Raw genomic sequence first — 12,496 nt, 5'->3', positions numbered from 1 at the left:
TGTCATCGTTTTTTGATAAAACTTGACGAACACCGCTTTCAAGCGTAACATTCGCCCGATTTTTTAACGAGAAGGACACACACTTTGGACAGTCATAGTCGATACCGAATATCGCTTTAGACGCCCGCCTTTTTATTATCGGCGCGCGTTCGCCGGTAAATTTACCGTTGTTTCGGCATCTCTTAACGAAAACTTTGCGATTTTTCACCGCACTTTCGTTTCTTCTTTAATTTGTTCACTGTTAGCTGTTCATAATCCTATAAGGAGTATGAAATGATCAACGCGTTTGCTATCAATGATTCCCGCTTGGTTCGCATTGACGAAGACCAAACTGATCTCAATACTGCCATTTGGCTTGATTTACTTGAGCCAACAGGCGAAGAACGTGAAATGCTACAAGAAGGCTTAGGCCAGAGCTTAGCATCTTTTCTAGAATTGGAAGATATCGAAGCTTCCGCCCGTTTCTTTGAAGATGAAGATGGTTTACACCTTCACTCATTTTTTTATTGCGAAGATGAAGACAATTATGCTGATTTAGCGAGCGTCGCTTTTACTATTCGTGATGGTCGTTTATTTACGTTGCGTGATCGCGAGCTACCAGCATTCCGTTTATATCGTATGCGTTCACGTAGCCAGCGTTTATTAGAATGTAATTCTTATGAAGTTTTGTTAGATTTATTTGAAACGAAAATTGAGCAATTAGCAGACGTGATTGAAAACGTTTATGCAGATTTGGAAGAGTTGAGTCGCGTTATTTTAAACGGAAAACAAGATGAAGCCTTTGATGAAGCATTAAATACGCTCACCGAACAAGAAGATACGAGCTCAAAAGTTCGTTTGTGCTTGATGGATACTCAACGCGCACTAGGTTTCTTGGTTCGCAAAACGCGCTTACCAACAAACCAGTTAGAACAAGCACGAGAAATCTTACGAGATATTGAATCTTTACAGCCTCATAATGAATCATTGTTCCAAAAAGTAAACTTTTTAATGCAAGCTGCAATGGGTTACATCAATATTGAACAGAACAAAATTATGAAATTCTTCTCTGTTGTTTCTGTGATGTTCCTTCCAGCAACATTAGTTGCATCCACTTATGGTATGAACTTTGATTTTATGCCTGAGTTACATTTTAAATATGGCTATCCAATGGCAATTGGATTAATGATCGCAGCCGCATTGACACCATATATTTATTTTAGAAGAAAAGGATGGTTATGATGGAATTATCCCAAACCGCATTATTTATCGGATCAATTATTAATCTTTACGCCCTTGTCTTGATCTTACGAGCTTGGTTACAGTTTGCTCGAGTGGATTATTACAACCCTGTTTCAACATTTGCAGTCAAAATGACTGATCCAGTATTAAAACCTCTGCGTAAAATTGCGCCTACAGTGAAAAATATCGATACTTCTGCTTTACTGCTAATATTTATTATCGGTATGTTGAAAGGTATTATTTATTTTGGTTTATCAGTAAATGTACTCTTAGTATTGGGTGTGTTAACTGTATTGAAAAGCATTGGCTTAGCCATTTTTTATGTGCTTTTTATTGGGGCTGTTTTAAGTTGGTTTAATCGTGGTAATAGCCCTGTGATTTATGCGTTTTATCAACTTTCAGAACCACTTTTAAGACCTATCCGTCGATTCTTACCAACATTAGGCATGATTGATTTTTCCCCTATGGTCGTCGTATTTATTCTATTGTTCTTAAATAACCTAATGCTTGATATGTTAGGTGGACTTTGGATGATTGCTGGTTAGAGGCCAATAGGTTATTGAATAATAATTTAAATAAGAAAAAAGGCGTATTTATTAATACGCCTTTCTTATACACATAATTCTGATTTATGCTACTGTTAATTGTCCCGCATATAAAACAAAGAAACGTAAACAGAATACCCCAATTAAGTCAAAAATTGACACCAAGATAATAAAGTTACGATTGTATTTCAAACGGTCATTAACAAACATATTGGCGATTAATGGGATCAAGATACCAATAAAGAATACCCCAATCCAGAATACCGCACCCCAGAAACCAGATAATGCATTATGTAACGCAACTGTTTTTTGGCCGCCACCAAAATGTAAGCCAACGAAGAAACATACAAGCAAACCAAGTTCTGTCACCATAATTGGCACTTCGAATTTGTGGATGAAGTGCGATTCGTGAGAATCACCTTTTAATTTTCCTGCAATCAAGATAATTAAGAAGGTTGCGGCAATACCAGATGATGTACCCGAGGCTAAGAACAATGCAGGTAATACAGGATTATTCAACATTGGATAGCTAATTAATGCAGAAAGTAAGAAACCAGTGTATGCACCAAGCACTGCAGCCAATATGAAAAGAATAACTTCAACTGGACTGACAATACGTTCTACAATACCGATGAGTTTTATCACAAATTGTAGTTTTGGCATAAAGCGATTAATTAATACTTCGATTTCTTTTTTGAAAATCACCACACCCCAAATTACTAAAAACAACATATAAATTTGGAATAGCATTACCCCCATCGACATTACGGAGTTAAATTGATAGTTAAACATCAATTTCCAGAATGTCCAAGGTCGAGCCAAGTGGAAAATTAATAGCGTTAAACCAATTAATGTTGGTACAGACCCTAAAATTACCCCAGATCGAATAATCCAGTTTTGGCTTAGATTTTCTATTTTATTACTGCGTTTATACGCAATTGCTAACTGTACCGCACCAGATGAGATCCCCAATAAGAACAAGTAGATCGCAATGGTAGAATCCCACACTAGATTAGGAGTATGAAATGGAACTGGATAATCTAATGTCATCTTCTAGGCTCCCCATGTTGGAATGGAATGTGGTACAAGTTTGGTTGTGTACCTAATTCCACTTTAGTGCGATAAACCGGTTTTTCTTTCACTTTACGTGAAACTGCACTCATTGGATCATTCATATCGCCAAAGGTTAATGCTTTGGTTGGACACGCTTCCACACAAGCCGGTTGTTTACCATTGGCTAAATTTGTATCTCGGCAGAAGTTACATTTATCTGCGGTACGATGTACTGGATGAATAAAACGTACACGATATGGGCAAACTGCTATACAGTATTGGCAGCCTACGCATAAATCTTTATGCACATCTACAATACCAGTCTCTTTATCAATAAAAGATGCACCAGTTGGACAAACTGCTACGCAAGGTGCATTTGTACAATGTTGGCAAGATTGACGGAAGAACTCATATTCCTGATTTGGAAATTCACCGTAAGGTTCACTGCGTAGAATCTCTAAGCGAGAAACGCCTTCTGGCACTTGGTTTACATCACGGCATGCATCCATACAGGCTGTACAGCCGATACACGAATTTTCATCGTGTACCATTGCGTAACGTTTAGGTTTATCCGCCTTGTCTTCTTTCGAAAAAGAAGGTAAAGATGTTCCCGTCACAAGGATCACAGCCCCCATGCCGGAAACAAAGTTTCGGCGTGAGCAGGCTGTCATTGTTTATCCTTTTGTTCGGTTAGTTTATCTTGTTCAGCTTTACGTTTTTGTTGTTCACCATGGCAATCTACGCAAAGTTTAACGCGTTGTTTTGGTTGAATACCTTTCATTGCGTCTTCTTTAGGGTGAAGCGTATGGCAACTTGCACAAGGCAATTTCATTGCGTGTACATCATGCGCCCATAGTTTTTCACGAAGTTTGTCAGGTTGGTGACAAGCAAAACAAACTTGGTTTTGTTCTTGAACTGAATACATCGGTTTTTTATTACCGAAAATATCCCCTTCAAAACGCATAACATCTTTAGCACCACGACGGTGGTTTTCAGAAACGTTACCGTGACAGCTTACACAAGTAATTGCTTTACCGTTATTTGGATTTTTCTTATCTAAGTGTGCACCATGGAATTTACCAAAGTGGAGTTCGCCACCAGACTGATCTACAGTTTGGTTTTTATCTACTTTGTCGAATTTATGGCATTTAGCGCAATATTGATTTGGATCGCGTTGGTTATCTAATTGCGGTTCATAAGTAAAATGATCCGCAGGTTTTTGTGCATCATCAGCATGAGCCAAAAATGGCGCTGCTACAAATGCCGCACTTAACGCTAACGCTTTTGCAGATTTGTTGATTAAAGAAGTTAAATTCATTTGGGTTACCTCAAATTTGACCTTGAAAATCACCGCACTTTCTAGTTTGCACTTAAAAGTGCGGTGGATTTTTCATTTATTTTTGTGCTGGTGGATCAACTAATAAGCCTTTTTCTTTAGCTTGTTGTTCCCATTGTGGTACCACAGTTTTTAAGAATTCTTCTTTAGCTTTGCGTTCTTTTTCGATATCAATACCCATTACTTTCCACGCTTTATCTGCTGTTGAAATATCTGGGATTTGAACTGGAGTTTTCACACCGTGTTTAGTTAAGATTGCTGCAAGTTTAGTACGAGCATCCGCTGCTTTATCTAAGCCAGAGCCTAATACACGAAGCATTACTTCAGGTGCGTGCATATGGCCACCGTGGCTTGCTGCAGCATAATCCCAACGCCATTGAGCATGACGAATATCCATTAATGCTGCTTCCATTTCTTCTTTAGTTGCACCTGCATCCCAAGCTGCTTTCGCTTCAAAGTGAGCTTTAACAACTTGCTCTTCTAAACGACCCATTACATCTTTCACTTCTTTTTTACGTGAAGTGACGATATCGCGTAATTTTTCTTTGCTTTGATCGTGACAGTTTGCACAAGTGCGGTCAAATGCATCAAATGGATTTTGGATTTGGTGATCAGTATAAACTTTACCGTCTTTACCTTGTACTTTTGGCATGTGACAGTCTACACAAGTTACACCATTTTTACCGTGCATACCTAAAGACCAAATTTCAAAGTCAGGGTGTTGCGCTTTTAACATTGGCGCTTTAGAAAGGCTATGAGTCCAGTCACTAAAACCAATTTCATCGTAATATTTTTCAATATCATCAACAGTTTGACCTTTATTCCAAGGGAAGGTTACTTGTTTGATATCGCCTGCGAAGTAGTATTCAACGTGACAGTTTGCACAGATCTCAGCGCGTTTTTCAGTACGAGCTGCAGTGTTGAAACTTAAATTATTGTGTGGGCGACCTTCTGCTTTATCTTTTTCAGCAGTTGCTTTTTCTAAAGCGTCAAGCGCGCGTAATACGTGTGGACGAGCAATACGTAATGCTGGTTTGCCTTCAGCAAAATCTTTAGAGGTCGTATCGTGACAGTCTGCACAACCGATTGAGTTCACGATTTCTGGACCACCTTTTGCCCATTTCGCATTGAAATAATCTTTTTCACCCCATTCCGCGATTAAACGTGGAACATCTGGGCCTTTACATGTCCAACATGCCATTGGTTGTGGACCATCATTTGCAGTTTTTGGTGCACCAGTACGCAGAATGCTACGAACATCAGTGACTGCATAAAAGTGACCACGCGGTGCATTATATTCTTTTGCAAATGCATAACCGCCCCAAAGAACGATTAAGCGTGGATTTTCTTCATCGGCATAAATAATTTTTTCGCCTTTGCCGTTTGCGGTTGAACGCCAGCTGTTATATTGATTTGGATATTTTTCTGCAAATTTTTCATTTACAGATTCAATTTTCAAATCTGGTTTTACTGGTTCAACAGGTTGTTCTAATGGCTTATAAACCATATCAGCTACCGCTGAGTTAAATAAGCTTAAACTCGCGAAAGACGCTGCCACAATGAGGCTTTTTTTGAATGCGTTCACGATAATCACTCCATTTGTTGTAATAAAAAGGTTAGGTTAAATAGAAAGTTGAGAATTATTCTTAATACTACATAAAATGTGTGGATATAGATTTACTCGCGCGTAAGATACCAAAAGAAAAAAGTTTTTCCACTCGTATAACTAAAAAATGTGAGATTGATCAACATTATTTCTCAAAATACTTACAAAGAGGTATTTGGTGTTTTGAATAAATTAAGGCGGTTTATACCGCCTTAATTTTGAGTATTATTATCATTAATATTGACTAATAATATTTGCTATTCTTTTATCCGATATTTGATATTTTGTTCCCAGCTGTTGAGCAAATAAACTGACTCGTAATTTTTCTATCACGTATTAAATTTATTCGTTAAATCATTAAATCCCGTCAAGAATAGCAACTCACCCCAAAAGGTTTTACAGAAAAAACTGCATCGCCCAAAGTGCTATTAGCCGTTTTGAATCAGGCAACCCAAAAACCTCACTTGCCTTTTTACAACGTATTGCAGAAGGATTAGGAAAGAAGATTTATGTGGAGTTTCGATAAGAAAAAGTGCGGTAGATTTTGAAAGTGTTTTTGAGGTTGAAAAACTTGAGAAAACAATCAAAAAATCTTGATAACAGAACGATAATTCACTGTACTCTTGGGCCTATATCGCAAACATATGTACCTATACTATTTTTAAATAGATCACTATAAATGAGTAATCTCTATATCTAGTCATTATTCAGACCCCTTGTCTTATCATATATACTAAATGATAAAAAAATAGTATAAGTATCTTCTTAACTTGTAATACTATTTCAATAAACTATTATACCGAGCTTTTTAAGCTCTTCTATAGTATATGTTCCGTTAGCTTCATATTTCCAATTTAACAGATCTTCCTCACCAACTGCACTGGCCGAAAATGCTTCATGTTGAGGTAAGGGGGTTAATCTCAGTGAGGAACCAAATAAAGTTACACTATTAAACCTTGTTGAATCATCAATATCACATTTATAGAACTTTACATTCCTAAAGTTACCATCTGAAAAATCACAGTTTTTAAGCTCAATTTCATTAAATGTTGAATAGCTAAAGTTGCATTTACAAAAATTAATATTATTCCAAACACTGACTTCAGAACTGTCATATATATTCCCTAATTCTGTTCCCTGAAAATTAGAATTAGAAAAGTCAAGATTTTCTAAATTAATGCACCTAAATTGACACCCCTGTAATTGAATTCCTGAATATTTTATTTTTTTGTTATTAAAAAGATTATTTACAATATCATTTGATAAACCAGGCAAATAAAAATTCATGCCAGCAAGACAAATAATAGAAAATACTTCAGGATAAGCCAGTATACATTTTCCCTCATTGCTTAATAAAACTTTAGTAATTGCAATACCTAACGGGCTATTACCATTTTCTCTTAAAGAATTAATTATGGATTTAGCTTCCGCTTTATCATTAACTTTCTTTAATTTTTCTAGTTCATTTTTTTGCATAGATTCCCAAGTAGACAATAAAAGATGTAAAGCTGCCTGTTGAAAACCTAGAGATTTATCCTCATAAAATCTTTTTAAATAATATATAGCTGAAATCTTTAGCTCTTCAGAGCTATCCTTACTCGTAATCCACTCTACAATCTTATGATACTCTTTAAGATTAGTATCTTTGCGAGCATTATTAATTTGATCTGTAGCATTTCGGTCTCTAAAACTCCAAATAGCGAAAGCAATTGGCGCTGAAAAAATTAATGAGAATAAAGTCCAAAAACCACCTTGTTTAATAATTTCATCATTAGAAACATAACTAAATAATGAATATAAGGATTCAAAATGCACAAGAATAAAGATAGAAATTAAAGATGATAAGATAACTTTAATCCAATTCGGAATTTGATTCCAAAAATCTTTCATACATGCTCCAATTTTTCACAAAAAAATAAAATATTTTTATTAATTATATTACTAAGCTATACGCTACCTATAATATTCAAAATCCGCTTATCCGACACCTGATACTTCGTGCCTAATTGCTGCGCAAATAAACTCACACGCAATTCTTCTATCATATAGCGAATCTCAGCCACCTCATCCGAAATCGGTTTGGATTTTGGGAGCTTAGCAAGAAGTTGTTGGTAAGCCTGTAGCACTTGTTCCACGCGTAGCATTGCGGCACGATCTCGATTTACATCTTGAGCCAGTTTATCAATACGTTTATCAATGGCTTGCAGATAACGCTGTAAATCCGGTAGGCGATCATAACCGCTCTTTTGCACAAAACCTGGGTAAATCAGCCCGCTTAATTGCGCCTTAATATCGGAAAAGGCAAAGGCCATAGTGAAATCCATTTTGCCTTTTAAACGTTGGTTTAAGGCATGGTTAAGGGAGAGAATTTGCTCCACTTTCTGTGCAATATCCACGGTCACTTCGTTAAGGTTTTCTCGCACGAAATCGCGCAATTTTTCAAAGCCGGTTTCATCCCACACAAAACCGCCAAAATCATCAATCAGTTTATCCACCGCACAAGCAATACAGTCGTCAATCAAATCCAACACACGACCGAACGGGGTAAAATACAACCCCAATTTGGCTTTATTCGGCAATTTTTCATGCAAATATTTAATCGGTGACGGTACATTGAGCAACAACAAGCGGCGTAAACCTTGCTGCATCGCCACCGCTTGCTCAAACTCTGTTTCAAACAGTTTAATACCTACGGCATCTTTTTCATCTACAATGGCTGGGAACGCTTTGACGCTAAAACCGCGTTGTTTTTGTTCATAACATTGTGGCAGTTCTGCAAAGCTCCAAATATGCAACCCGCTTTGTTCAATACCATCATCTGCCACAGCAGAAATACTTTCCTGAACACGATCTTTTAAGTTAAATTTCAGCTCATCCAAATTCATGGATTCGGCAATTTTCTTGCCGTTTTCATCCACCACGCGGAACGTCATTTTTAAATGGCTTGGAATTTGTTCCCAATTCCAATGTTCCGCTTCTACGGTGACGCCTGTCATACGACGCAATTCATAAATCAGAGTATCTAATAACGGTTTTTCCAATAGCACAGCTCGGCTTAAAAAGGCTTGAGCATAATTAGGTGCAGGCACGAAGTTACGACGATAAGATTTCGGCAGAGATTTAATCAACGCAATCACCAATTCTTCACGCAAGCCTGGAATTTGCCAATCAAAGCCGGTCATTTCCACTTGATTGAGCAATGGCAACGGAATATGTACTGTCACACCATCCGCATCGGTACCCGGTTCAAATTGATAAGTTAATTTGAGTTTTAAATTGCCTTGATGCCAGAAATTCGGGAAATCCAGCTTGCTCACTTGTTCTGCATCATCATTAATCAAAAATGAGCGTTCAAAATTAAGTAGCTCAGGATCTTGTTTTTCCGCCTTTTTCCACCAGGTATCAAAATGTTTTTGAGAAACCACTTCTGTGCCAATACGCTGATCGTAAAATTCAAAAAGCGTACGATCATCCACCAAAATATCTCGGTGGCGACTTTTGTGTTCCAACTCTTCTACTTCTCGAACGAGTCGTTGATTTTCTTTGAAGAATTTATGTTTGGTATTCCAATCCCCTTCTACTAAGGCAGATTGAATAAAGATTTCGCGGCTTACTGTTGGATCAATAGAGCCGTAATTCACTGGTCGCGCAGCCACAATCGGCACACCGTAAAGCGTCACTTTTTCGTCTGCAATCACCGCGCCACGAGATTTCGACCAACGTGGTTCGGAATAGGATTTTTTAATTACATGCTCAGCAAGTGGCTCAATCCATTCTGGCTCGATTTCCGCTACCATGCGCCCCCAAAGTTTGGAGGTTTCCACTAACTCTGCCGCCATCACCCATTTCGGTTGTTTTTTGAAAAGTACAGAATTAGGGAAAATTGCAAAATGGGCATTACGTGCGCCAAGATATTGTTGTTTCTCCGCTTCTTTTAAACCGATATGAGAAAGCAATCCGCTTAAAAGTGCGGTATGAATTTGCTGATATTCTGCTTTTTCAGAATTAATCGGCAAGCCCATTTCACGTACAGTTAAACGAATTTGATGATAAATATCTTGCCATTCACGAATACGTAAATAATTTAAGAAATCCTTTTGGCACTGACGACGGAATTGGTTTTTACTCAATTCTTTTTGTTGTTCTTGTAGGTAACGCCAAAGATTGAGGAAAGCCAAGAAATCCGATTTTTTATCGGCAAAACGACGATGTTTTTCATCGGAAGCTTGTTGTTTTTCTTGTGGACGCTCGCGCGGATCTTGAATGGATAACGCGGCGACAATAATCATCACTTCATGCAAGGCACCTTGTGAGACAGCGGTCAGCAACATCTTCGCTAAACGAGGATCCACAGGGAGTTGAGATAATTGACGCCCTACTGTGGTTAATTGACGTTTCTCGCCCGCTTTAGTGCGAACCATTTCAAACGCACCTAATTCTTCCAACAGTTTTATACCATCTTGAATATGGCGTTTATCTGGCGCATCCACAAATGGGAAGGCTTCAATATTATCCAAGCCCAATGCCGTCATTTGCAAAATAACGGAGGCTAAATTGGTGCGCAGAATTTCAGGATCGGTAAACTCCGGACGAGAATTAAAATCCTCTTCCGAATATAAACGAATACAAATCCCTTCGCTCACACGACCACAACGACCTTTACGCTGATTAGCGGATGCCTGTGAAACAGGTTCAATCGGTAAACGTTGTACTTTGGTGCGATAGCTATAACGGGAAATTCGCGCAGTACCTGGGTCAATCACATATTTAATGCCTGGCACGGTCAATGAAGTTTCTGCGACGTTGGTAGCCAACACGATGCGATTTAAACCGCTCGGATGGAAAATTTTATTTTGTTCTTGCGCAGACAAGCGTGCAAAGAGCGGTAGAATTTCCGTGTGTTTTAGATTTTGTTTTTGTAAAGCTTCGGCCGTATCGCGAATTTCACGCTCACCGTTCAGAAAGATCAAGATATCGCCCCGACCTTCTGCTTGCAGTTCATCCACCGCATTAAGAATGACTTGTAGCTGATCTTGATCTTCTTCCACTACGGGACGATAGCGTACTTCAACGGGATAGGTTCTGCCCGAGACTTCGATAATCGGGGCATTGTTGAAATGTTTAGAAAAGCGTTCCACATCAATGGTTGCAGAAGTGATGATGACCTTTAAATCACGACGACGTGGTAAAAGCTGTTTCAGATAACCGAGAATAAAATCGTTATTTAGGCTACGTTCGTGCGCTTCATCGATAATCAAACAAGAATATTGATTGAGAAAACGATCGTTTTGAATTTCTGCTAACAGGATCCCGTCGGTCATCAACTTGATTTGCGTATCATCACTGATTTGATCGTTAAAACGAACCTTATAACCAACTAAACCGCCAAGCTCCGTTTCCAGTTCTTCCGCAATACGCGCCGCCACAGAGCGTGCAGCAATACGACGAGGTTGAGTATGACCAATCATTCCCAAATTGCCGAAACCTAATTCCAAACACATTTTCGGCAATTGGGTGGTTTTACCTGAACCAGTTTCCCCCGCCACCACGATGACCTGATGCTCAGAAAGCAGTTTTTGAATTTCAGCTTTACGTTGACTAACCGGCAAACTCTCTGGAAAAACAATGGGATTTTGCACCGCACTTTTACGATTTTCTACACGTAATTGAGCCTGTTCAATCTGCAGCTGGATTTCTGCAGCAACTGCTTGTTGAGCCTCTTGGCTTTTAATTTTTCCAATACCATGAATGCGGGCGGATAAGCGACGTTGATCCACCAACATGATGTCATGTAATTGAGAAAAAAGAGATTGTTGTAAAGGTGTTAATGCGTGTTTTGCCGATCTGTTTTTCATAGCGATTTATTTTTGAAACTTCCGTAAGCTAAGCTAATCCATCCGATTAAAAATAAAGTTCCGCCAATAGGCGTAATCCACACTATTGCATTGCTTGCTCCGAAAGCGAGTGCGTATAAACTTCCGCTAAATAATAAGGTTCCAATTAACCAAGAAGACATGGATAATCGGGCGAATTTGTTGTCACTTAAAGCAGATAATGCAACGGCAAGTACTGCAATGGTATGGAACATTTGATATTTTAAACCCGTATCAATCCATGATAATGCTTTAGCTTCTAATATATGGCTTAAGCCATGAGCCGCAAATGCGCCTAGTGCGACACAGAAGAAACCGCTTAAAGCAGCAAGAGTAAGGTATTTGTTTTTCATTTAAATTTTCCCTAAAAGTAAAGCTAATATACCTGCAGCAATAAGTGGACCAACAGGTATTCCACCTAAAAATGCTACACCAATAATTGTGCCGATAAGCAAGCCAGTGACTAAAATCGGTTGTTCGCCCATTAAAGGAACACCTTTGCCAGCAAGCCATGCCACAAGCACACCAACAGAAATGGAAAGTGCCATTTTCCAACTAAGAAAACCTGATAAATCAGGCAACTGAATTTTTCCTGAAACTAAGGGGCTTAAAACCCCAATGGTTAAAATAATGATACCAATTTTAACGCCATATTTTTCAAGCAAAGGAATGTGTGAAGATAAAAAAGTTTGCTGCATGATAAGTAATACAGCAGCTGAAATGGTAATTGCGCTGTTGTGACTGAGTAACCCGAGAATAATTAAAATCACCAATAACAAGGCGATTATATTGAATTGTAACGACATACTTAAAAAGTGCGGTGAAAAAAATTTTAAGCAGCATTCTATCATGAAAATACATG

The 12,496-nt window shown here is 38.4% G+C and carries 11 protein-coding genes and 1 pseudogene; 3 read left to right on the top strand and 9 right to left on the bottom strand.

Annotated elements, in window-relative coordinates:
- Positions 1 to 273 precede the first annotated feature (273 nt).
- A complete protein-coding gene (corA, locus tag DV427_RS01885) occupies positions 274 to 1,221 on the top strand; it encodes a magnesium/cobalt transporter CorA (RefSeq protein WP_005629627.1) in 948 nt (315 codons plus the stop codon).
- Positions 1,221 to 1,766: a YggT family protein gene (locus tag DV427_RS01880; RefSeq protein ID WP_114891120.1), complete on the top strand. Its 546-nt coding sequence runs from the start codon at positions 1,221 to 1,223 to the stop codon at positions 1,764 to 1,766. Before corA ends, DV427_RS01880 begins: the two co-directional genes overlap by 1 nt.
- Before the next feature lie 84 nt (positions 1,767 to 1,850).
- Here DV427_RS01880 and nrfD read toward each other — a convergent pair whose 3' ends face one another.
- The 5 genes and pseudogenes from nrfD to DV427_RS09655 form a co-directional block, all read right to left on the bottom strand.
- A complete protein-coding gene (nrfD, locus tag DV427_RS01875; RefSeq protein ID WP_114891119.1) occupies positions 1,851 to 2,816 on the bottom strand; it encodes a cytochrome c nitrite reductase subunit NrfD in 966 nt (321 codons plus the stop codon).
- Positions 2,813 to 3,490 (bottom strand): cytochrome c nitrite reductase Fe-S protein, encoded by a 678-nt coding sequence (gene nrfC, locus DV427_RS01870; RefSeq protein WP_111696352.1) that lies wholly within the window; start codon positions 3,488 to 3,490, stop codon positions 2,813 to 2,815. The genes nrfD and nrfC overlap by 4 nt, the downstream gene beginning before the upstream one ends.
- A complete protein-coding gene (gene nrfB / locus DV427_RS01865) occupies positions 3,487 to 4,137 on the bottom strand; it encodes a cytochrome c nitrite reductase pentaheme subunit (RefSeq protein ID WP_005634454.1) in 651 nt (216 codons plus the stop codon). Before nrfB ends, nrfC begins: the two co-directional genes overlap by 4 nt.
- A 76-nt stretch (positions 4,138 to 4,213) precedes the next feature.
- The gene (gene nrfA / locus DV427_RS01860) at positions 4,214 to 5,740 is read right to left on the bottom strand and encodes an ammonia-forming nitrite reductase cytochrome c552 subunit (RefSeq protein ID WP_114891118.1); all 1,527 of its coding nucleotides are present in this window, start codon (positions 5,738 to 5,740) and stop codon (positions 4,214 to 4,216) included.
- 255 nt (positions 5,741 to 5,995) lie between these two features.
- Positions 5,996 to 6,097, bottom strand: a pseudogene (locus DV427_RS09655) (DUF3418 domain-containing protein); the annotation flags it as partial.
- Between the two features lie 25 nt (positions 6,098 to 6,122).
- On the opposite strand from DV427_RS09655, the gene DV427_RS09650 reads away from it, so the two are divergent.
- Entirely contained in the window at positions 6,123 to 6,287 is a 165-nt protein-coding gene (locus DV427_RS09650; RefSeq protein WP_420920540.1) for a helix-turn-helix domain-containing protein, read from the top strand.
- A 257-nt stretch (positions 6,288 to 6,544) separates the two neighbouring features.
- Here the strand turns inward: DV427_RS09650 and DV427_RS01850 are convergent, their stop codons facing one another.
- From DV427_RS01850 to DV427_RS01835, 4 genes are read right to left on the bottom strand one after another with little or no spacing between them, the layout of a single operon-like run.
- Positions 6,545 to 7,651: a pentapeptide repeat-containing protein gene (locus tag DV427_RS01850; protein WP_114891117.1), complete on the bottom strand. Its 1,107-nt coding sequence runs from the start codon at positions 7,649 to 7,651 to the stop codon at positions 6,545 to 6,547.
- A 56-nt stretch (positions 7,652 to 7,707) separates the two neighbouring features.
- The gene (gene hrpA, locus DV427_RS01845; protein ID WP_114891116.1) at positions 7,708 to 11,616 is read right to left on the bottom strand and encodes an ATP-dependent RNA helicase HrpA; all 3,909 of its coding nucleotides are present in this window, start codon (positions 11,614 to 11,616) and stop codon (positions 7,708 to 7,710) included.
- Entirely contained in the window at positions 11,613 to 11,987 is a 375-nt protein-coding gene (locus DV427_RS01840; RefSeq protein WP_114891115.1) for a DUF423 domain-containing protein, read from the bottom strand. The genes hrpA and DV427_RS01840 overlap by 4 nt, the downstream gene beginning before the upstream one ends.
- Complete coding sequence (locus tag DV427_RS01835) at positions 11,988 to 12,440, bottom strand: DUF441 domain-containing protein (RefSeq protein ID WP_005642705.1); 453 nt, start codon at positions 12,438 to 12,440, stop codon at positions 11,988 to 11,990.
- Between the last annotated feature and the right edge of the window lie 56 nt (positions 12,441 to 12,496).

The organism is Haemophilus haemolyticus (assembly GCF_003351405.1).
GTDB lineage: Bacteria > Pseudomonadota > Gammaproteobacteria > Enterobacterales > Pasteurellaceae > Haemophilus > Haemophilus haemolyticus_N.
This window is presented reverse-complemented; position numbering and strand designations above follow the sequence as displayed.